Annotated in this window: 17 protein-coding genes; 14 read left to right on the top strand and 3 right to left on the bottom strand. The window is 57.6% G+C overall.

Annotated elements, in window-relative coordinates:
- Positions 1-194 precede the first annotated feature (194 nt).
- Positions 195-1,385 (top strand): sugar transporter, encoded by a 1,191-nt coding sequence (locus tag PSH79_RS14515; protein WP_305437959.1) that lies wholly within the window; start codon positions 195-197, stop codon positions 1,383-1,385.
- Between the two features lie 89 nt (positions 1,386-1,474).
- Here PSH79_RS14515 and PSH79_RS14510 read toward each other — a convergent pair whose 3' ends face one another.
- Complete coding sequence (locus tag PSH79_RS14510) at positions 1,475-2,389, bottom strand: LysR family transcriptional regulator (protein ID WP_262410342.1); 915 nt, start codon at positions 2,387-2,389, stop codon at positions 1,475-1,477.
- Between the two features lie 270 nt (positions 2,390-2,659).
- On the opposite strand from PSH79_RS14510, the gene PSH79_RS14505 reads away from it, so the two are divergent.
- The 4 genes from PSH79_RS14505 (at position 2,660) to pgm (ending at position 8,901) form a co-directional block, all read left to right on the top strand.
- Complete coding sequence (locus tag PSH79_RS14505; RefSeq protein ID WP_305437957.1) at positions 2,660-3,682, top strand: zinc-dependent alcohol dehydrogenase family protein; 1,023 nt, start codon at positions 2,660-2,662, stop codon at positions 3,680-3,682.
- Positions 3,683-4,229: 547 nt separating this feature from the next.
- Complete coding sequence (locus PSH79_RS14500) at positions 4,230-5,696, top strand: hypothetical protein (RefSeq protein ID WP_305437956.1); 1,467 nt, start codon at positions 4,230-4,232, stop codon at positions 5,694-5,696.
- 49 nt (positions 5,697-5,745) lie between these two features.
- Entirely contained in the window at positions 5,746-7,149 is a 1,404-nt protein-coding gene (locus tag PSH79_RS14495; RefSeq protein WP_305437955.1) for a PLP-dependent aminotransferase family protein, read from the top strand.
- Between the two features lie 105 nt (positions 7,150-7,254).
- Complete coding sequence (gene pgm, locus PSH79_RS14490) at positions 7,255-8,901, top strand: phosphoglucomutase (alpha-D-glucose-1,6-bisphosphate-dependent) (protein WP_305437953.1); 1,647 nt, start codon at positions 7,255-7,257, stop codon at positions 8,899-8,901.
- A gap of 72 nt (positions 8,902-8,973) precedes the next feature.
- On the opposite strand, the gene PSH79_RS14485 is transcribed toward pgm, so the two are convergent.
- Positions 8,974-9,669 carry a pirin family protein gene (locus PSH79_RS14485; protein ID WP_305437952.1) on the bottom strand — a complete coding sequence of 232 codons (696 nt, stop codon included), beginning with the start codon at positions 9,667-9,669 and terminating at the stop codon, positions 8,974-8,976.
- Between the two features lie 278 nt (positions 9,670-9,947).
- Between PSH79_RS14485 and PSH79_RS14480 the strand changes: the two genes are divergently transcribed.
- Complete coding sequence (locus tag PSH79_RS14480) at positions 9,948-12,422, top strand: UvrD-helicase domain-containing protein (protein WP_305437951.1); 2,475 nt, start codon at positions 9,948-9,950, stop codon at positions 12,420-12,422.
- 51 nt (positions 12,423-12,473) lie between these two features.
- On the opposite strand, the gene PSH79_RS14475 is transcribed toward PSH79_RS14480, so the two are convergent.
- Entirely contained in the window at positions 12,474-12,746 is a 273-nt protein-coding gene (locus PSH79_RS14475; protein WP_034154176.1) for a DUF1652 domain-containing protein, read from the bottom strand.
- Positions 12,747-13,010: 264 nt separating this feature from the next.
- On the opposite strand from PSH79_RS14475, the gene PSH79_RS14470 reads away from it, so the two are divergent.
- The 8 genes from PSH79_RS14470 (at position 13,011) to PSH79_RS14435 (ending at position 22,603) form a co-directional block, all read left to right on the top strand.
- A complete protein-coding gene (locus tag PSH79_RS14470; RefSeq protein ID WP_305437950.1) occupies positions 13,011-13,826 on the top strand; it encodes an AraC family transcriptional regulator in 816 nt (271 codons plus the stop codon).
- 52 nt (positions 13,827-13,878) lie between these two features.
- Positions 13,879-15,285 (top strand): FAD-binding oxidoreductase, encoded by a 1,407-nt coding sequence (locus PSH79_RS14465; RefSeq protein ID WP_305437949.1) that lies wholly within the window; start codon positions 13,879-13,881, stop codon positions 15,283-15,285.
- 55 nt (positions 15,286-15,340) lie between these two features.
- Positions 15,341-15,685, top strand: a complete 345-nt coding sequence (locus tag PSH79_RS14460) for a cupin domain-containing protein (RefSeq protein ID WP_305437948.1) — start codon at positions 15,341-15,343, stop codon at positions 15,683-15,685.
- A gap of 58 nt (positions 15,686-15,743) precedes the next feature.
- Positions 15,744-16,829: a polyamine ABC transporter substrate-binding protein gene (locus PSH79_RS14455; RefSeq protein ID WP_305437946.1), complete on the top strand. Its 1,086-nt coding sequence runs from the start codon at positions 15,744-15,746 to the stop codon at positions 16,827-16,829.
- A gap of 457 nt (positions 16,830-17,286) precedes the next feature.
- On the top strand, positions 17,287-18,753 hold the full coding sequence (locus tag PSH79_RS14450) for a serralysin family metalloprotease (protein WP_305437945.1): 1,467 nt from the start codon (positions 17,287-17,289) through the stop codon (positions 18,751-18,753).
- Between the two features lie 92 nt (positions 18,754-18,845).
- A complete protein-coding gene (locus PSH79_RS14445; RefSeq protein ID WP_305437944.1) occupies positions 18,846-19,274 on the top strand; it encodes an AprI/Inh family metalloprotease inhibitor in 429 nt (142 codons plus the stop codon).
- 204 nt (positions 19,275-19,478) lie between these two features.
- On the top strand, positions 19,479-21,257 hold the full coding sequence (locus PSH79_RS14440) for a type I secretion system permease/ATPase (protein ID WP_305437943.1): 1,779 nt from the start codon (positions 19,479-19,481) through the stop codon (positions 21,255-21,257).
- Entirely contained in the window at positions 21,254-22,603 is a 1,350-nt protein-coding gene (locus PSH79_RS14435) for an HlyD family type I secretion periplasmic adaptor subunit (protein WP_305437942.1), read from the top strand. The genes PSH79_RS14440 and PSH79_RS14435 overlap by 4 nt, the downstream gene beginning before the upstream one ends.
- Position 22,604 lies beyond the last annotated feature (1 nt).

Here is a 22,604-nt window from a genome sequence, read left to right as displayed (position 1 = left end):
GCGACGCACAAACGAAAGTGGGTTCTGGCTCAGCCATCGAACTCTTTTCGGGCCCGCAGCGGACGCTGGTCGTCGACGATCGATTCACTTTTTCTTTATAGTGCAGGTCCCCTGCGAACTACCGGTCGCCTGAGGTTTTGGCCGACGGGTAAGCATAAACGTTCGCGATTTTCGAGTGAGTAATACGCCCTTCAATGAGCAATTCAACGGCTACAACTAATCGTAATTGGTACGCGGTGATTGCGTTGGCACTGGCAGCGTTTGTGTTCAACACCACTGAGTTTGTGCCTGTTGGCCTGTTGAGTTCGATCGGCAGCAGCTTCGACATGTCGTCGGCGCAGGTCGGTTTGATGCTGACGATCTATGCCTGGGTGGTGTCGCTGACATCGCTGCCGATCATGCTGCTCACGCGTAACATCGAGAGGCGCAAACTGTTGATCGTGCTGTTTGGGATGTTCATCGTCAGTCACGTGTTGTCGAGTTTCGCGACAAGCTTCGCTGTCCTGTTGGTCAGCCGTATCGGTGTGGCGTTGGCACATGCACTGTTCTGGTCGATCACCGCTTCGCTGGCCGTGCGTCTGGCGCCACCGGGCAAGCAAGTCCAAGCCTTGGGTTTGCTGGCAACCGGTACTTCGCTGGCGATGGTGCTGGGCATACCCCTCGGTCGGTTGTTGGGCGAAGCCATGGGCTGGCGCACGACCTTCATGGTGATCGCTGGTTTGGCGGCCACGCTGGTGTTGTGCCTCGCCAAGGTTCTACCGTTGCTGCCGAGTCAAAACTCAGGCTCCCTGAGAAGCCTGCCTTTGTTGTTCAAACGACCTGCGCTGGTGGCGGTGTACATCCTGACGGCAATGGTAGTGACTGCCCAGTTCACCGCTTACAGCTATATCGAGCCGTTCGTTGAAGGAGTGGCGGGTTTGAGTGGCGATGCAGTAACACTCATCCTGCTGTTATTCGGTGGTGCAGGTATTTTCGGATCGCTGCTGTTCAGTTGGCTGCACAGCTATAACCCGCAGCGCTTCCTGATCGTCACCGTGGTGGTGCTCGCGCTGTGCCTGTTGTTGCTGCTGCCATTGAGCGGCGAGGTTTCGTATCTGGGCGTGCTGAGTCTGTTCTGGGGCATGGCGATCATGGGATTTGGGCTGGCGTTGCAGTCGAAGGTTCTGGTGCTGGCTTCGGACGCCACCGATGTGGCGATGGCGATGTTTTCAGGGATCTACAACATCGGCATCGGCGGCGGCGCACTGCTGGGAAGCTGGGTAGGCGGCCAGTTGGGGTTTGCTTATGTAGGGATAGTAGGTGGCATGCTGGCGGCGTCTGCGCTGTTGTTCTACTGCCTGTCGATCTACCGCTTCATTCGGCCTGCTTCCGCTCCGGCTCCTTGATGCCAGAGATGGCTTCAAGTGGTACTTGAGCGAGTGGCGTCAACGGGTAACGCCACTCATGGCTCGGAAGCACCCTCAGGCAAGTTTCTTCAAAGACTGTCCGGGTCGCCAAAGAACATCTGAATCCGCGACCTCAACCAACGCTCACCCGGATCGTTATCCTGCGAACCCCGCCAAGCCATGTGCAATTCAAACGTGCGTGTCGGTAGCGGCGGATCTTCCGCGCGAACACCGCCAGCCGCCGTCAGTGCATCAGCGGTGTAGTCCGGCACGGTGGCCACAATGTCAGTGCCCGCGAGTAATGTACTCAAACCATTGAACTGCGGCACGGCCAGTACCACATGGCGTTTGCGGCCGAGTTTCTCCAGTTCCTCATCCACGAAGCCGCTGAGGTCGCCAGCGAACGACACCAGCGCATGCGGCCGGGCGCAGTAATCGTCGAGGCTGAGCGGGCCGGGTACGGTGTCGGCGCGCAGCAGCTTTGGCGCACTGCGTCGCAAGACTTTGCGCTTGGCGTTGGCCGGCAAATCGGTGGTGTAGCTGACGCCGATGGAGATTTCGCCGGATGCCAGCAAACCCGGCATCAGAATGTAATTGACCCGACGCACTACCAGCACAATCCCCGGGGATTCGGCCCGCAGACGTTTGAGCAGCATTGGCAGCAGCGCGAATTCAACGTCATCGGACAAACCGATGCGAAACACCGAAGTGCTGGTTGCCGGGTCGAATTCCGCGGCACGGCTGACCGCGGTCGAAATCGAGTCGAGGGCGGGCGAGAGCAGGGCGAAGATTTCCACGGCACGGGCGGACGGTTCCATGCTCCGGCCGGTGCGGACGAACAAAGGATCATCGAACAGGCCGCGCAGGCGCGAAAGCGCCGCACTGATCGCCGGCTGGCCGAGGAACAATTTCTCGGCGGCACGGGTCACACTGCGTTCGTGCATCAATGTTTCGAATACGATCAACAGGTTCAGGTCGACACGACGCAGGTCATTACGATTCATCTGGAGTCCTGGCAGAGTCATCAAGCTTGACGAGGGCGACCATATGAGAACAATGGCCGGCATGAATCTTACGGGGAAAGGCTGGTACTCTGCACCGGAAAATTCAGCTTTACTGCGACGGTGTGAGCAGTTTTTTCAAGGATTTTGCCAATACCGCCCATACTGCGGAATCAATGACAGGCATGTCGACTATTAATAGCCACTGATAGTCTTGGGTCGAAAGCCCAGATAGAGTTCGGGGCATTAGAGGTTACTTTGACGAGGTTTGCGATGTCCCGCACGATCCGTTTTCACAAGTTTGGTCCGGCCGAGGTGCTCAAATGCGAAGAGCATGCGGCCGCTCAGCCAGGTCCTGGCGAAGTGCAGGTGCGTGTCGAGGCTATCGGCATCAGCTGGTATGACACGCTGTGGCGTCAGAATCTGGCGTCGTCCCAGGCACGCCTGCCCTCCGGGCTTGGCCATGAAATGGCTGGCGTGGTTACGGCGGTGGGTGCTGATGTCGAAGATCTGTCAGTCGGTGACAAGGTCGCCAGTTTTCCGGCCGAGAGTCCGAACGACTATCCGGTCTACGGTGAGTCGATTGTACTCCCGCGTACCGCGCTGACCCGATATCCGGATGTGCTCAGCCCGATTGAAGCCAGTGTGCATTACACACCGCTGCTGATCGCCTATTTCGCTTACGCCGATCTGGCGCGGGTCAAACCCGGGCAATTTGCCCTGGTCACTGACGCCAGCCATTGCGCCGGCCCTTCGTTTGTTCAACTGGGCAAGGCGATGGGTGTGCGGGTGATTGCTGCCACCAAACAGGCGGAAGAGCGCGAATACCTGCTCTCACTCGGTGCAGAAAAGGTGATTGTCACCGAAGAGGAAGATCTGTTGATGCGAATCAACAAGATCACTGAAAACCGTGGCGTAGACGTGGTTTTCGATGGTCTCGGCGGTCCGCAGATGTCGCTGCTTGGCGATGTTCTGGCGCCGCGTGGCAGCCTGGTTCTTTACGGCCTGCAGGGTGGCAACCAGACGCCGTTCCCGGCGTGCGCAGCGTTCCAGAAGAACATCCAGTTCTTCGTGCACTGCATCGGCAACTTCACCGGTAAGCCGGAGTTAGGCATCACCCAGGATCACGTCGCCGTGCAGCGTGCCTTGCGTGACATCAACCAGTTGACCGCTGATCGTGTTTTGCTGCCACTCAAGACCCGTGTGTTCCCGTTCAATGAGTTCGTCGAGGCACATCGTTACATGGACGAATGCCCTTGCCGCGAGCGGGTCGCTCTGCAAGTCGAACCAGCGTAAAGCCAGCAATCAGAGTCCGTGGCCCCACGGACTCTTGTGTGTTCATCCCACCCCCCTGAAGAACCAAGCGCCCGGTGCTGTACCGGGTATCGTTCAGTAACTGAACTGGTTTTTACTCTCGATCTGTATCTTCTAATCGCAATATAAGCCCTGATAATTGAATGATTACTTTCATCTCAAGGAATGAGTCATGGCTGTGCATTCGATTTGCCCTACGCGTAATAACCCGACCCACTCTGTTGGTTGCGCCCACTACTGTTTAATTGTTGTAGGTTTATTCGGAAACTGCTTCTCTTTTTCTTGTACTCATTTGTCGTGGGACGTTGTGGGAAGTTTCCTAGGAATCTCAAATGAAAGAAAAACATCAATGATTACAGTCGCTTGAGGCGACACGTCTGCATTTGACGGTTTTTTATAGCTTAAGTGTTTCAAGTGACTACAGATTTGTAAGTGTTAGCATCTGAATGTCTATTACTTATTGATGAATTGTCGTGCGACTGATGTTCGGTTTGCGCGGCATGAAACTTTTGATACCGGGTAAATACCGATGAGCACGATCCATGATCAGGCAATGAATTATGTCTACCAGCAAGTATTGCAACGTTTGCTGAGTTTCTTCTCCCGCGCCGAACGCACGGCATTGCAGTTGTTGATCCAGCGCCTCGTCGTGGCGGCTGGCGGCATGGAAAACATCGGTCATTTCAAGGTGCTGGTTAACCAGTCCGGATCACGCGACAGCTGTTACACGCTGGCCTTGTTACGGGCGGCGCAACTGAGTATTGCGGGGCGTGCGCCTGCGACTTTTCAGCTGCGGGTGGCGACCCTGCGCTGGAGTGGCAACAGTCATACGGCACTGCAGAATATGCACCGCAGCTACAGCGCGCTCTTCCTTTATGACGATCCTCGGGTCGAGCTGTTGATGGTGGATCATCGCCAGGTCTTGCCCTTCGATCATCAGGTACCCATCTGTGAAGAGGGGCGTGAAGCCAACCGCGTCAACCTGCTGCTGATCGGCCATCGTAGAACCTTCAGTGAAGTGCTCGAATTGTGGGATGACGCTTATCTGGCCACGGCCGAGTTCTACGGTCAGATCGCTCGATGGAACAATGGCGTCGATGCAATGATCGGCAGTGAGTCTGCGCCTCGTCAAAAGCACTTTCTCGACGGATTGAGTCGCGCAGTGCAGAAAGCGGCAATCGCCGGACCGATTGTGGGTGGTTCAGGCTTTGAGATTTTGTTCCCATTGCTTGACGGCCTGGGTGGGGATTATTACCGCGAATTTTATACGGAGGAGGAGCGTGTAGCGTGGCGCCCCGAAGGTCAATTTGAAACCTGCCGGCGCACCGGTTTCATTAACATCAATGACATGATTGTCGGCAAGCTCGAGGAACGTTGGCCCTTGCTCAGCGACTTCCTGGGATTTCAGACGGATGAGCTGACGCTTTATCAAGGTGACGATGAATACGCGGACCCCTTGGTGGCAGCGCATCTGCAAGGTATGCAGGCGCAATTCATCGAGGATCGCACTTACGAGTCTGGAGTCAGTGACTACCTTCAAAACAGCTTGAATGCGATGCGCCGCAAGCAAGTGCCTGAACCGGTGTGTGAACAACTGTTAAGCAGTTTCGGCAATCCGCAAGAACCTGAACAGTTGCGACAGCAGGCAGAGAACTGCCTGATGGCCAACTTCGATCTGAACGACATTCAGCTGACCTGCCTGTTGTTCGCGCCGTTCATTGACAGCGGCGCCGGTCTTGAAAGGTTTTTACGCAGTTGTCATCCCGGCATGTTGGTGGCACTGCCAGATTTGCATCGGGCGATGCAGGGCTTGCATGCTCCGGAACAGGTACTCAAGTGGATGACGGACGTCAGCGGACTGCCGGTCAGTTTGATCGTCCGTCTCTACGCAATGGGGCCGATTCGCATCATTGAATCCAGCGACTTGGTCTCGCAGGACGTAAGTCTGGACAAGGTGGGTTGCGGATCGGCAACCGATCGGTCGGCGGAAGGCTGATTGTGAGTTATCTACCGGAAAATGAATCGGTGTCCAGTGATGTGGGGTTGTGAAAGCGTTGCGTGAAAACGACTTCATTTATCAGGCGGTTTACCGTTATCTGACATTGCTGATCGACGAAGCGGGAAGCAGCTCGGCGGCGCGTTTGCCTTCATTGCGGCAACTGGCAGAGCGGTTGAATGTGTCCATCTCGACCGTCCAGTACGCTTATTCGCTGCTGGAAAAGGAAGGACGCGTCTATTCGATAGCCAAGTCCGGTTATTACGCGCAAGTGCTTCCCAGCATGCAACTGCCCGGTGACGGCACCGATCTGCTCGAAACCGTTTACATCAACGCCAGGCGACCGGGCATGTGTGTGTTGAGTGACGACGAGCCGGCTTCACTGCAACCGCTCGACAGCCCGTTGTTGATGCTCGAACGGGAGTTGCTTCGCCAATACCCGCGCCAGCCACAATTGGCGGTGCAGCCCTGCGGCGAGCTGGAGTTGCGCACCGTACTGGCTGCGCGCTATACCTCGTCAACGGTGAATTTCTGGCATGCGGATGACGTTTATATCGGCGCAGACTTGCGCGGTGTCTTGGAAATACTGATTTCTGTACTCCAATTGCGGCGCGCCACCGTGGTGGTTGAATCGCCGTGTGACTGGGTAATCTTGCGCCTGCTGGAAGCCGCCGAAGTACGGGTTATCGAGTTGCCGCTACTGGCCGGAGGAGTGATCGATCCCCAGCGGCTGGAGTCGTTGCTCAAGAGCGAACCTGTGCGGTTGATCCTGTTGTCTTCAGCGTTGAGCATGCCCCTGGGGAGCCTGTTGCCCCATGCCAATCGTCAGGCCATCGCCCATTTGCTCGGGTGTCAGGGCACCTGGGTTCTGGAAAACGACTGCTACAGCGAACTCGATGATGAAGGGGGCGACGCTCGACATCTGCGCGACTGGCTCGACCCTGATCGTTTGCTGGTGTTTTCCACGTTCGAAAAATTCATCGGTGCAGAAGCGCCTTTCGGATTTGTCCTGTCGCACCACTGGCGCAGTGAGCTGCAGCGTCATTTCCTGTTGCGCGCATTCCGTTTATCACCGATCCGCCAGAAAGCGATCGCCAGGCTGATGGCCGGCGGCCGGCTGGATCAGCATTTGTGCATACTGCGGCGGATGCTCAAGGAACGTCGTACGCAATTGATTCAGTTGTTGCGTGAGCGCCTGGGCGATGCGTTGCAGATTATCGAACCGCAGGGCGGGGCGACGGTGTGGGCGCGCTCGCTACGCCCGGTGGACATGGGTAACGTGTTCCATCGCCTGCTCAAGCAGCAGATCATCATTGCGCCCGGGGAGTTGTTCAGCCTGCAGGGTTTGCATGCGCACCATCTGCGCCTGAGCCCATTGATTCATGGCGATCACGATCTGGTCAGCGTTGTCGGGCTGCTGGGCGACGCCTTGCGGTTGGCACCGGATGAGTAACGTTAAAAAACATCGGAAGAGTTCCGGATAGATCCCTTCGCATAGCGGTCAAACTGCCAGTAAACTGCGCTCTATTCCTGAACCACTCTATTTCAGAGGTCTTGCATGACTATCAGTCCTTTTGCGGGCAAACCGGCACCGGCAGAATTGTTGGTCGACATCCCGCGACTGGTAACGGCTTATTACACCGGCCAACCTGACGCTTCCATTTCCACACAGCGTGTGGCGTTCGGCACCTCCGGTCACCGCGGCAGTTCCTTCGACTTGAGTTTCAACGAATGGCACGTTCTGGCCATCAGCCAGGCAATCTGCCTGTACCGGGAATCCCAAGGGATCAACGGCCCACTGTTTGTCGGCATCGACACTCATGCACTGTCGACCCCGGCCGGGGCCAGTGCGCTGGAGGTTCTGGCAGCCAACGGTGTGACCGTGATGATCGCCGAAGGCGATGAATATACGCCGACACCTGCCATATCCCATGCCATTCTCTGCTACAACCGCGGCCGTACCTCGGGCCTGGCCGACGGCATCGTCATCACGCCGTCGCACAACCCGCCACAAAGCGGTGGCTACAAATACAATCCAACCAATGGCGGCCCGGCCGACACTCACATCACCAAGTGGATCGAAGCCAAGGCCAACGAATTGTTGGCCAACAAACTGGCTGGCGTGAAACGCATCAGCTACGAGCAGGCACTGAAAGCCAGCACTACCCATCGGCACGACTACGTGAATACCTACGTTGCCGATTTGATCAACGTGATCGATTTCGATGCCATTCGTGACGCCAAACTGCGTCTGGGTGTCGATCCCTTGGGCGGAGCAGGGGTGCGCTACTGGTCGGCCATCGCCGAGCACTACCGTCTGGATCTGGACGTCGTGAACAAGCAAGTCGATTCGACCTTCCGTTTCATGACCGTTGACTGGGACGGCCAGATTCGCATGGACCCGTCGTCCAGCCACGCGATGCAAGGCCTGATCGGTCTGAAAGAGCGTTTCGACGTGGCGTTTGCCTGCGACCCGGATCACGACCGCCACGGCATCGTCACGCCGTCGGGTGGCCTGCTTGCGCCAAACAACTATCTGGCGGTGTCCATCGATTACCTGTTCCAGAATCGTCCGCAATGGCGTGCCGATGCTGGCGTGGGTAAAACCGTGGTCAGCAGCGGTTTGATCGACCGCGTTGCCAAGCGTCTGGGTCGTCGTCTGTACGAAGTACCGGTCGGTTTCAAATGGTTCGCTGACGGCCTTTTCGACGGTTCGCTGGGTTTTGGTGGCGAAGAAAGTGCCGGCGCCTCGTTCCTGCGCAAGGACGGCGGCGTATGGAGTACCGACAAGGACGGTCTGATTCCGGCATTGCTTGCCGCAGAAATGACTGCTCGTACCGGCCGCGATCCAAGCCAGGCTTATCGCGCGTTGACCGATGAACTGGGCGAGCCGTTCTCGGTGCGCGTCGACGCCAAGGCGAATCCTGAGCAGAAAGCACTGCTGAGCAAGCTGTCGCCAACGCAGGTGACTTCGACAGAACTGGCAGGCGAGAAGATTCAGAGCATTCTCAGTCACGCGCCGGGCAACGATCAGGCCATTGGCGGCTTGAAGGTAATGACCGAAAACGGCTGGTTCGCCGCACGTCCGTCTGGCACCGAGGACATTTACAAAATCTACGCCGAAAGCTTCATCGGCGACGACCACCTCAAGCAATTGGTGGCCGAGGCGCAGACCCTGGTGGATGGTGCAATCTCCAGCAAGTGATGCTTCTTGAAATCGCAGCATAAAAAAGGGCAACCATCGCGGTTGCCCTTTTTACGTCTGCAATTCAAGCACTCAAGCCAGATCCACCAACACGATCTCACTGTCTTCAATCGCCGTAACCGTCAGCACCTGTTCATGCGCTACCGCCACACCGTCGCGCGCTTGCGCACGCAGGCCGTTGACTTCAATTACGCCAGTGGCCGGCACCAGATAAGCCCGGCGCCCTTCGTCGAGGCGATATTCAGCTGTTTCCCCAGCCTTGATGTTCGCCGCGACCAAGCGTGCATCGGCGCGAATTCGCAGGCTTTGATCATCGCCATCCTTTCCGCTGGCGAGCGTTACAAAGCCTTCACGCTGACCTTTCGGGAAGGGTTTTGCACCCCATGACGGCGGCGCGCCGGTTTCGGTGGGCAGAATCCAGATCTGGAAGATTTTCGTGTCTGCGGCTTCCAGATTGTATTCACTGTGCGCGATGCCGGTGCCGGCACTCATCACTTGCACGTCGCCAGCCTCGGTGCGGCCCTTGTTGCCCAGATTGTCCTGATGGGTGATCGCACCTTCACGTACATAGGTGATGATTTCCATGTCGCGATGCGGGTGCTGCGGGAAACCGGTGCCTGCGGCAATCACATCGTCATTCCACACCCGCAGATTGCCCCAATTCATGCGCTGCGGATCGTAGTATTCGGCGAACGAAAAATGGTGATGGGCATCCAGCCAGCCATGATGGGCGCCGCCCAGCGAGCTGAAAGGTCTGAGTTCAAGCATGATCGTCTCCTCAAAAGGTTTGTCGTGGGGGCGGGATACCCGCACCCGGCGCAAGACCGGTGGTTTATGACGGCGATCATCTATCAGTCAATCATCGATAAAAAGCGTAAAAAATGCGGCATTATGATCGGATAAATGGATAGAAGAGGGTGGCGTGACCGTTTCATCTCACCTTCAATTCATCGCCTAAACCAATGACGCGTAAGCATTTCGCTAGAACTCAACGGTAAATAAAGACACCATAGCGGCAACAGCCTTACCCACTGGAGCCCGTTAGCGTGGTGCAGCAACCCCCCGATCTTCCTCCTGAACTCCGTCCGCTGGCCGACATGCCTTGGTTCAAGCGCCTGGCCGCACGTTTCTTTGGTCATGGTTTGACTCGGTTGCGGGCTCAGCACCGTGCGTCATGGCTGCACGGTCAGGCTGACGGCTTTCGTAGCGGTCACACTGCGGGCGTCGAGTACGGTTTTAAAGAGGGCAAGCTCGAGGGACTGGAAGAAGGCCGGCAAGTGTTGCTGATCCGCGACAGTCGCAGCACCGAGCATCGTGCGCCGAGCGTCGACAATCACTTGTTTGACGATTGGCGCCTGCCACTCACCGCCGAGCTGAAGAAACGCATCAAGGCCGATGTCGCTAGATTGTTGCCGGAACACGCTCAGCCGAGTACTGCGCAATGGAAGATGATTTTCAGCGAGACACCGTCAACTTCCGTGGTCGCTGGTGCCGGAGCGGGCAAGTCGACCACGCTGGTGCTGCGCATTCTGCTGCTGACCCAGTATCTCGGCTTTGAAATCGATTCGATGACCGTAGTGACCTTCACCCGCGAGTCGCGCAAGGACTTCATCAACAAACTGATCGAGATTTTTGCGCTTTGGGGTCAAGTATTGAGCTTGAAACAGGCGCGGGAACTGGTGCGAACCTTTCACTCGCGCATTCTGCCTATGGTGCGCAGCCTGCCGGGATTCGAACGTTTGCAGGCATTCGAGAACCTCAGCCATCGCGCGCAGGGCGCCGACGAGGAGGTCGACAGCAATCCATTCGACCTGCGCATCAACGATGCTCAGCGCCAGCAGCTCAATGCCTGCTACCACCGCTTATTCAGCCAGGACGAGCGTTTCCGCCAGTTGATTCAGCCTATGGCCAAGGCGGGCTTGCAGCTCAAAGAGCTGGAGCGCGATCACCCGGATGTGCAAAAGCGTATGGCTGTCACCGAACTGGCGGCCAAGCGCGACGAAGAACTCTGCGATGTCATTGAAGATTTGTGGTTTGGTGCGGGGGCCTGGCCCATCAAAGGCATCGAACCGAACCGTCAGACTTTCGAAATCAACGGGGCGAAATTCCATTGCCATGGCTATATCCCCAGCCTCGACGCCTGGGTGGTGCTCGGTTTCGATCCACGGGAAAACCCACAGCTCAGCCGGCCCAATGCCAAACTCTCCGTCCGTGCAGAGTGGGCGGTGAAGCGCACCCTGTTTCAAGCTTTCTGTCGTAAGCCATTGATTTGGATAGATAGTTACGAGTCAGCAAAGCGTGTGCTCGCGACATTGGCGGCGGATGCCAGCGCCGGTCCGGGCTTCGATTACAAAGTCAAAGGCGAACTGGCCTCCGCGCCTTTGCTCGACTGTTTCGTTGCCGCAGCAGGCTTCATCGAGAACCTGGGGCTGGACGTGCCTGACGCTGTCGGACGTATGAGCTTCGCCAAGGACGATCCAGACCGGTTTTTCTTCGAGGCGCTGAGTCTGTTCTGGCGTGCTCTGGAAGATCATCTGCTCGACCAGAAGCCGCCGATCATGACCTACAATCGCATGTTCGCGCTGTTCAGTGAGCACTCGCCAGAGAACCTCAAGTTGCTCAGTGATGAATTGCTCCGGCCGATGTCGCACCTGATGATCGATGAATTTCAGGACGTTTCGCCGCAGATCGTTTCCTGGATCCGCGCAAGCCTCAACGAAATACGCAGTCGTGGCCCGGCGATGCATGTCGGGCGGGGCGCGCAGCGTTCATCGCTGCTCTGTGTCGGCGACGATTGGCAGTCGATTTATGGCTGGCGCGGCAGTTCACCAAGCTATTTCATGGAGTTCAACAAGGAATTCCCGTCTCCGAGCACCACACGGGTGATGCTCAGCGACAACTATCGCAGTCATCAGCACATCATCGATGCGGCTGAACACATCGTTCGCGCTGCGCCGGCGATCCCCGGCAAGAAAGCCAAGGCCAGTGGCGAACCCAAGGTTTTGCAGCCAGTCAACGTGCTGGAGCGTGACGATCAAGCTTTGGGGAAACGCCTTGCCGAACATTATCGACAGGGTCATTCAATCCTGATGCTTTATCGAAAAAGTAGCGATAAGTTGTTGATTGAAGAGCATATTCAGCCGGTAGTTAATGTTGATTCGAGCTTGCCGTACGAAGCCAGAAGACTTAAACAGCTGACTTATCACAGCGCCAAAGGCTTGCAGGCAGACGCGGTGTTTCTGCTCGGAGACTGCCAGCACCTGACCAGTTCGCCGTACAAGAATCAGGTGTATCGCATGGCCGGTCTGGGCAAAAATGGCGACAGCGAGCCATACGATACTGCGCAAAAGGATGAAATCCTGCGCCTGGCCTACGTCGGGATTACAAGGGCAGTCAGCCATTGCTACTGGTATGTCGAGGCGCAAGAAGTGCAAGCGGTCAATATGCCCCGGGCGTCTGATCGGGTGGTGAAGGGCAAGCCGTTCTTCCTCGATCATCGAACGGAAAAGTCCACCGCATGAGCCACAAAAAAGCCCGCAAGCTGTGCGGGCTTTTTTATGTAAATCATAAGGTTACGCATAACTCCTGAGAGATTCTGGAGGAATGAATGCTTCAAGCTCATCCTCCACAGCCTCAATAATTCGCTCGACATCCGCCGCGTTCATCACCGTGGCACACGGGATGCCAGCGATGGCGATCATGGTTTCGCCGCTGGCGCGATCAAACAGACGGGCAATCATGCTGCCCGGCGCATCCATCGTCGCCTCGAAACCCATGGGATGAAAATGCCAGCGCATCAGCTGGCAGGCATTGGGGAATGTGACTTTGCTTGAACCTTTATTCATATGTTGCCCGCCTTCTTCATCGAGCGCTTCCGTTTGCTCATGTTAGGTGGGAAGAGCCTTCATTGGCTCAACCGGTGACTTGTCATTAAAAGTAGCATCTCGATGTGAAATTTCTGTGAGAGTTTTCAGTTCATTTTGCGATTGCTTCGCATCTTTTGATGTAAGTCATGGTCTACGCGATCATCGCCGCAGTGCCACTGCGGATTAGCCATTGATGCATGTGCCGAACTTGGGCAAGCTCGGTTCTTTTTCGCCGAGCTCCTTATGCACGCCGACGACGACGGCCCAGAACAGACCAAGGCCACGGCTGCCACGGTCATGCGCTACCACCTGAGCTGGAAACACCGCGAGCTGGACAGCGTCATGGCGCTGTATCACCCGGACATCCAGTACAACGATTTTTTCCAGAACCGCGTACTGGGCCTCGACGAGTTGCGCGAGTATGTGCGCGTCAGCATGCCGCGCGAATCCGACGAAGCGCTGGAGCATTGCGACCGGATCCGTGTTGACGGCAATACGGCGTTCATTCAGTACGAAGTCACCTTGCGCGGTGGCGACGGTCTGGTGTCGTTCCGTTCCAGTGAGGCGATCACGGTCAGGGACGGTTTGATCTGGCGTGTCAACGAGTACGCCTCACTGGTGCGTGGGCAAACCAGCGACAAGACAGCGTCGAGCCAGCGTCCGGCCGTCAGTCGATTGGGACTTTCTGCGCGCCAACTGAGCTTCATGGCTGACGATCTGCAGCAATACTTCGAGCGGCAACAGCCGTATCTTGATCCTGAGCTCGATCTGCAACGGGTGGCGAAAGAGTGCGGATACAGCCGCAACCAGATTTCCTACCTGCTCAATCAAGTGCTTGGGCAAAGCTTTTATCGCTATGTCAATCAGGCGCGGTTACAGCATTTGCTCAAATCCCTGGACGCCGCCACGCCACCAGTGCGTATCGATGAGCTGGCCTTTGCGGCTGGATTCAACTCGCTATCGGCGTTCTACAGCTGTTTCCGGCAGCACACCGGTCAGTCGCCCAAGGCTTACACCAAACAAATTTCTTTGCGGACACGCGCGCAAGACAGCCTCTGAGCTTGCGCACTAGGATCGACGCCATCGAAGGTTTTCAGTGGCGGAGTCTTGCATGCCGGCGTGGCGCACTATCAGTTTGTGGATGGATCAACTCGATGAGCCGCTGATCGCGCGGCCGGAGCTTGAACGGGATCTGGACGTCGATGTGGCGATCATCGGCGCCGGATACACCGGGCTGTGGACGGCTTACTACCTGAAGAAACAGGCACCGGGCCTGGACATCGCGATCATCGAGGCGCAAACCGCCGGGTTCGGCGCGTCCGGCCGCAATGGCGGTTGGCTGATGGGCAATCTGCTCGGTGAAGATCGTCTGCTGGCTGGGTTGTCGCCAGAGCAGCGTCGCGCCTCGTTCGATCTGCTGCACAGCATCCCCGATGAGGTAGAAGTCGTCCTCGAACGCGAAGGCATTGACTGCGATTACCGCAAGGGCGGAGTTTTGTACTGCGCCGCGCGTTACCCGGAGCAGGAAGCCAATCTGCGTGAATACCTCGCCAGCCTGCACGCCCAAGGCCTGACCGACAACGACTACCGCTGGCTCAGCCCCGAGCAACTGGCGCAGCAGATCCGCATCGCCAAACCTTACGGCGGCATTTACGCGCCCCATGTGGCGACCATTCACCCGGCCAAGCTCGTTCGAGGCCTTGCGAGCACCGTGCAGAACATGGGCGTGAAAATTTACGAAAACAGCCCGGTCACTCACTGGCAGTCGGGTAGCTTGCGCACGGCCAAGGCCAATGTGCACAGCCGCTGGATCGTGCCGGCGGTCGAGGGTTACTCGGTGACATTGCCGCCGCTGGGGCGCTATCAGTTGCCGGTGCAAAGCCTGATCGTCGCCACCGAGCCGTTGTCCGCCGCAACCTGGGACGAGATCGGCCTCAGTCGCGGCCAGGCCTTCAGCGAGTTCAGTCGCCAGGTGACGTATGGCCAGCGCAGTGCCGACAACCGTTTGATCTTTGGCGCCCGGGGTGGCTATCAGTTTGCCGGCAAGCTGCGCCACAACTTTGACCTGACCCGCGATGAGGTCGAACTGCGTCGCTACCTGTTCGGTGAACTGTTCCCGCAACTGAAAAACGTCCAGATCACCCACGCCTGGGGCGGCAACCTTGGCATGTCCCGGCATTTCAAACCGCACATGCTCTGCGATCGCGCCAACGGCATTGCGCTGTCCGGCGGCTATGGCGGGGAGGGCGTCGGTGCCAGCAATCTCGGTGGCCGCACTTTGGCGGATCTGATTCTGGAGCGCGACAGCGAATTGGTTAAACAGCCGTGGGTGCTGCCGGATGGCGGAATTCACGCGCTGCGTGCGTGGGAGCCGGAGCCGTGCCGCTGGCTCGGCTACAACGCGATCATCAAAAGCTTCGTCCACGAAGACCAGACCCTGGCCAACCCGGCGAGCGCGCCATGGCGGCGCAAGCTCGCCAGTCAGGTGGCTGGTTTCATGGAAGGTTTCATGCGCTGAGCGTCAACACAATCGAAAAAAAAGCCACCAAGAAAGCCCCAAGACAGGTAACGCCATGAGCATCACCCAGTTCAAGAACACCGCCACGCTCCAACTGGAAGAATCCAACCCGGTGGCCGTACCGCTCGGCGACCCGATCGCCATTGCTTCGACCACCAGCGTCGAGCGCGACGACGGCGTCGAAACCGGCGTCTGGGCGTGCACGCCCGGGCGTTGGCGCCGGCAGATTACCGCTCAGGAGTTCTGTCACTTCATCTCCGGGCGCTGCACGTTCACCCCGGATGACGGCAGCGAAACCCTGCACATACAAGGCGGCGATGCATTGATGTTGCCGGCCAACACGCTCGGTATCTGGGATATCCACGAGACCGTGCGCAAGACCTACGTACTGATTTTCTGATTGTTTGATCCTTTGATTGCCTGCCAACAAAAAAGAAAACCCACACAGGAATCGATCCATGATCCGCAAGACCCTCGCTCTGGCACCGCTGATGCTCGCCGTTTCCCTTGCTCAGGCAGCGGAAACGGTCAAGGTTTACAACTGGTCCGACTACATAGCGCCGGACACCACCAAGAACTTCGAGAAAGAGATGGGTGTGGGTGTCACCTATGACGTCTACGACAGCAATGAAACCCTCGACGGCAAGTTGATGACCGGTAAATCCGGGTACGATGTGGTGTTCCCGTCCAACCACTTCATGGCCCGGCAGATTCAGGGCGGGGCGCTGAAGAAGCTCGACAAGAGCCAGTTGCCGAACTGGAAGAACCTGAATCCGGTCCTGCTTAAAGCCCTGCAAACCAACGATCCGAACAACGAACACGGTTTTCCGTATCTGTGGGGCAGCACCGGTATCGGCTACAACATCGCCAAGGTCAAAGCCGTGCTGGGCGACAACGCGCCGGTGGATTCCTGGGACCTGATCTTCAAACCCGAGTACATGGAAAAACTGCAGAAGTGCGGCGTAGCGATCCTCGACAACGGTCCGGAATTGCTCCCGGCGGCGCTCAACTACCTGGGCCTGCCGCACCACAGCAAGAATCCCGAGGACTACAAGAAAGCCGAAGCGCTGCTGATGAAGGTACGGCCGTACGTCAGCTACTTCCATTCCTCGAAATACACCAGCGACCTGGCCAACGGTGACATCTGTGTGGCGGTCGGTTTCTCCGGCGACATCCTGCAAGCGGAGACCCGCGCCAAAGAGGCCAAGAATGGCGTCGATATCGGCTACGCGATTCCCAAGGAAGGCGCTGCGATCTGGTTCGACATGGTCGCCATGCCGGCCGATGCGCCGGACGAGAAGGCCGGTTATGCGTTCATGAACTACCTGCTGCGTCCGGACGTGATGGCGGGCATCAGCAACTACGTGCATTACGCCAATGGTAACGAGCAGGCAGACAGCCTGATCGACCCGGCTATCAAGAACGACACCAAGGTCTATCCGAGCCCGGAGATGATGGGCAAGCTGTTTGCGCTGGAGGCAATGCCGCTGAATATTGATCGGATTCGTACGCGGGTGTGGAACAAGATTCGTACCGGTAGCTGACTCGCTTTCCCTCTGTAGGAGCTGCCGCAGGCTGCGATCTTTTGATCTTGCTTTTACAGGGCAAAGTCAAAAGATCGCAGCCTTGTTTCACTCGTCAGCTCCTACAGTTTGGGTGAGCCATTTGGTTGATATCAATACAATGTCACCGCACTAGTAAAGTGCGGGAAAGTGAGACGTATCTAACAAAAAGCAACTTACCCATATTTAATATTTAAATAGAAAATCGTAAGACAATTAGGCAAAGCCTCTCCGCTTCAAAACTTCTTTCGACCCCGCGTGCATTGTTTACGGGAGTTTCCCGGAACAGCCAGATTCGATCTCAAAAAAATCCTTTACGACAGATTTCGAATTGTGTCAGGTTTCTTACGCCTTCATTGGGCGAGTGATAGGACGATCTCGCCAGAGATTGTCGCTATCGGACAAAAACTGTTCCATTGCTAAACAAGGAAGTGTGTTTATGTCGAAAGTTAAATCGAATGCTATTGATTCTGCCGAACAGGCTTTTCTGCTGTCCGCGGCGCCGCAACCTCTGGCCGCTGCCAGCTCGGCGTACAACCAGATCAATAGCTTCAGCCATCAATATGACCGTGGCGGCAACCTCACGGTCAATGGCAAACCCTCCTTCTCCGTCGACCAGGCCGCAACCCAGTTGCTGCGCGACGGCGCTGCCTACCAGGACAAGGACGGCAGCGGCAAGATTGAACTTACCTACACGTTCCTGACGTCGGCATCGTCCAGCACGATGAACAAGCACGGGATCAGCGGGTTCAGTCAGTTCAGTGCTCAGCAACAAGCTCAGGCCAAGCTCGCCATGCAATCCTGGGCCGATGTGGCCAACGTCACCTTCACCGAGAAAGCCTCGGGCGGTGATGGCCACATGACCTTCGGTAACTACAGCGGCGGCCAGGATGGCGCTGCAGCGTTCGCTTATCTGCCAGGCACTGGCGCCGGCTACGACGGCACCTCGTGGTACCTGATCAACAGTGGCTACACGCAAAACAAAAACCCGGAGCTGAACAACTACGGTCGTCAGACCCTGACTCACGAGATCGGTCACAGCCTCGGTCTGGCCCATCCTGGGGACTACAACGCCGGCAATGGCAACCCGACTTACAACGACGCTTCCTACGGGCAAGACACTCGCGGCTACAGCGTCATGAGTTACTGGAGCGAAAGCAATACCAACCAGAACTTCAGCAAGGGCGGCGTAGAAGCCTACTCGTCCGGCCCGTTGATGGATGATATCGCTGCGATCCAGAAGCTTTACGGTGCCAACATGAACACCCGTACCGGTGACACCACCTACGGTTTCAACTCCAACACCGGTCGCGATTTCCTCAGCGCTTCGTCGTCGAGTGACAAAGTGGTTTTCTCGGTGTGGGATGCGGGCGGCAAGGACACTCTGGACTTCTCTGGCTTCACCCAGAACCAGAAGATCAACCTCAATGACGCTTCGTTCTCCGACGTTGGCGGCCTGGTGGGCAACGTGTCCATCGCCAAGGGCGCGATCATCGAGAACGCCATCGGCGGTTCGGGCAACGATCTGCTGATCGGCAACAGCGTGGCCAACGAGCTCAAGGGTGGTGCCGGCAACGACATCCTCTACGGCGCCGGTGGTGCCGACAAGCTGTGGGGCGGCGCCGGTTCGGACACGTTTGTGTTTGCGGCCAGCTCGGACTCCAAGCCGGGTGCGATCGATCAGATCCTCGATTTTGTCAGCGGTCTCGACAAAATCGACCTGACCGGTATCACCAAAGGCGCCGGTCTGCACTTTGTCAGCAGCTTCACCGGTGCAGCCGGCGATGCGGTTCTGACTTCGTCGGGCGGCAACAGCCTGCTCTCGGTGGACTTTTCCGGGCACGGCGTGGCCGACTTCCAGGTCAGCACCGTTGGCCAGGCAGCCACCAGCGACATCGCGGCTTGATGTGAAACAGGAGGGCGGCGCGTGATGCGCCGCTCTCTCGCTTGCATCGTCCTGCCCGGTAGGCAAGGCTAGGCATCGGAGTGAAATGTCCTATGAGTCGAAACGCTTTTACCTACAAGACGCTGGCGTGGCTGATGGCAACGCTGATTATGATTTCTGGAGAAACAAGCATGGCAAGCAGCCTGAGACTCGAAGAACCCTCGGTATTCGCCGGTCAGTGGCAGGCGACCTTGTCGGCTCACGGCGACTCGTCCGAAGCGCAAAAACTGCAAGACAAGCCTTCGAATACCTGCCTTGTGGAACTGGCTTCAAACAAGACGCTGGGCAAGGGTGCCGACTGCCTGGGCGCATGGCTTGAGGAAGTGCCGATCGGTTGGTTTCCGGATCCTGACGGCTTGTCGATTACCGGCAAGGAGGGCTCAAGAATTCAGTTCTTCAGCCGACAACGTGATGGGCTTTATCTGACGACTTTGAAATCGGGCCTGGTCATTACACTTCAACGCACTGCGCAATCGTCGTGATGATCAAGTAGCTGGCAGAGTTTTAATATAAGGACCTCCTGCGTGGTTATAAGCAGGCTCTTTTATGGCAACTGCACCGTCATAAATAACGGAAGTTGTTATGAAAGTGTAAGCGGCCACCTGAAAAGCAAGTTCCGGCATCGCGCGGATAACTAATTCAAGTCTCGCCCAGAATTGGCGAGCGATATTGACCAGGAAGAATCAATGAAGATGGCGAAGGCCCCAGCCACCGCTCCCTTATTCAAGGCATTGGGTGACTATAAAAGCATTCTGATCAGCGTCGGGTGCTTTACCGCACTGATTAACGTGCTGATGCTGGTGCCCTCCATCTATATGCTCCAGGTCTATGACCGAGTGCTGTCGTCGCAGAACGAAACCACCTTGGCGATGCTGTCGCTGATGGTCGTCGGTTTCTTCGCTTTCATCGGCCTGCTGGAAGTGGTGCGCAGCTTTATCGTGATCCGCATCGGCAGCCAACTGGAGCGCCGTTTCAACCTTCGGGTCTATCAGGCGGCGTTCGAACGCAACCTGTTCAAGGGCGAAGGCAACGCCGGCCAGTCGCTGGGCGACCTGACCCACATTCGCCAATTCGTCACCGGGCCTGCGCTGTTCGCGTTTTTCGATGCGCCGTGGTTCCCGGTGTACCTGTTTGTGATTTACCTGTTCAACGTCTGGCTCGGTGTGCTCGCCACCGCTGGTGCGCTGCTGTTGATCGCATTGGCCTGCCTCAACGAATACATGACCAAAAAGCCGTTGGGCGAAGCCGCCGGTTTCTCGCAGAAGTCCAGCCAGTTGGCCACCAGTCACCTTCACAACGCCGAGACCATTCAGGCGATGGGCATGCTCGGTTCGCTGCGCAAACGCTGGTTCCAGGTGCATTCGCGCTTTCTCGGTCTGCAGAATCAGGCCAGCGACACCGGCGCCGTGATCAGTTCCCTGAGTAAAACCTTGCGTTTATGCCTGCAATCGCTGGTGCTTGGATTGGGCGCGTTGCTGGTCATCAAGGGCGACATGACTGCCGGGATGATGATCGCAGGTTCGATCCTGATGGGCCGCGTGCTGAGTCCGATCGATCAATTGATTGCCGTGTGGAAACAGTGGAGCGGGGCGAAGCTGGCTTACCGGCGTCTCGACGCGCTGTTGCAAGCCTTTCCGCCAAGCGATGACGCGATGGCGTTGCCGGCGCCGAAAGGGCAGATCACCTTCGAGCAAGTCAGCGCCGGCCCGCCGGGGCAGCGTGCCGCGACGTTGCATATGGTCAACTTCAACCTTGGCGCTGGTGAAGTGCTGGGTGTACTGGGGGCGTCCGGCTCCGGCAAGTCGACGCTGGCCCGTGTACTGGTCGGCGTGTGGCCGACTCTCGGCGGCACGGTGCGGCTGGACGGTGCGGACATCCATCGCTGGAATCGCGACCAACTCGGCCCGTACATCGGCTACCTGCCGCAAGACATCGAGCTGTTCAGCGGCAGCATCGCCGAGAACATCGCGCGCTTCAGCGAGGCTGATCCGCAGAAAGTCGTGGCCGCTGCGCAACAGGCTGGCGTCCACGAAATGATCCTGCGCCTGCCACAAGGCTATGACACGCAACTGGGTGAGGACGGCAGCGGCCTGTCCGGTGGTCAGAAGCAGCGCGTGGCACTGGCTCGCGCCATGTACGGCACGCCAAGTCTGGTGGTGCTGGACGAACCCAACTCCAACCTCGACACCGTCGGTGAAGCGGCATTGGCCAGCGCCATCGCCCAGCTCAAGGCGCAGGGCACCACCGTGGTTTTGGTGACGCATCGTTCTTCGGTGCTGGCCCAGGCCGACAAGCTGCTGGTGCTCAACGACGGGCGTTTGCAAGCCTTTGGCGCCAGTCAGGACGTGCTCAAGGCGCTGTCTGGCGCCGCCAATGAACAACCTCGCGAGAAAACTGCGCAAGCACCGGGCGGGCTCAGCATGAGTCGGCAGTATCCGCCCACGACAAGGAATTCGGGTGTATGAGCAGCGTCAGCATGAACACTGAAAACGAAGCAAGCATGGAACACGCGTACATCACCGAACGCCCGGAACGCGATGCGAAGTTCTTCGCGCGTATGGGCTGGATTCTGGCCATTGTCGGCGCCGGCAGTTTCTTCACCTGGGCGGCTCTGGCGCCGCTGGATCAGGGCATTCCGGTGCAGGGCACCGTGGTGGTCTCGGGCAAACGCAAAGCGGTGCAGTCGATGAGCAGCGGCGTGGTCAGCCGGATTCTGGTGCGCGAAGGCGAAATCGTGAAACAGGGGCAACCGCTGTTTCGCCTCGACCAGACGCAAGTCGCCGCCGACGTGCAATCGCTTCAAGCGCAGTACCGCATGGCCTGGGCCAGTCTGGCGCGCTGGCAGGCCGAGCGTGACAACCTCAAGGTAGTGACCTTTCCGGCCGAGTTGAGCAACGACCCGGACCCGCGTCTGGCGTTGGTCCTTGAAGGTCAGCGTCAGTTGTTCAGCAGCCGCCGTGAAGCGTTCTATCGCGAACAGGCCGGGTTGCGCGCCAGCATCGAAGGTGCCACCGCGCAACTGGCCGGCATGCGCCGTGCGCGCACTGACCTCAATGCTCAGGCGGACTCGCTGCAACAACAGTTGAGCAACCTGCAACCACTGGCCGACAACGGCTACATCCCGCGCAACCGCTTGATGGAATATCAGCGCCAACTGTCGCAGGTGCAGCAGCAACTGGCGGAAAACACCGGTGAGAGCGGTCGCGTGGAACAGGGCATCCTCGAAACGCGCCTGAAACTGCAACAGCACAGCGAGGAATATCAGAAGGAAGTGCGCACGCAACTGGCCGACGCGCAGTTGAAAAGCGTCACCCTGTCCGAACAATTGACCTCCGCCGGTTTCGACCTGCAACACAGCGAAATCGTCGCCACGGCTGATGGCGTGGCGGTCAATCTGGGCGTGCATACCGAAGGCGCGGTGGTGCGTCAGGGCGAGACCCTCCTGGAGATCGTTCCGCAAGGCACCACGCTGGAAGTGGAAGGACATTTGCCGATCAACCTGATCGACAAGGTTGGCACGCACCTGCCGGTGGACATCCTGTTTACCGCGTTCAACCAGAGTAAAACCCCGCGTGTACCCGGTGAAGTCAGCCTGATTTCCGCCGACCAGATGGTCGATGAGAAAACCGGCGTGCCGTACTACGTGTTGCGCAGCAGCGTCAGCGATCAGGCCATGGAAAAGCTCAATGGGCTGGTGATCAAGCCCGGCATGCCGGCAGAAATGTTTGTGCGCACCGGTGAACGTTCACTCCTCAACTATCTGTTCAAACCGCTGCTCGACCGGGCCGGCTCTGCGTTGACCGAAGAATAAG

The organism is Pseudomonas sp. FP2196 (assembly GCF_030687715.1).
In the GTDB taxonomy this organism is placed as follows: domain Bacteria; phylum Pseudomonadota; class Gammaproteobacteria; order Pseudomonadales; family Pseudomonadaceae; genus Aquipseudomonas.
Note: the sequence above shows the minus strand (reverse complement) of the source record. Positions and strands in the feature narration are given on the sequence as shown.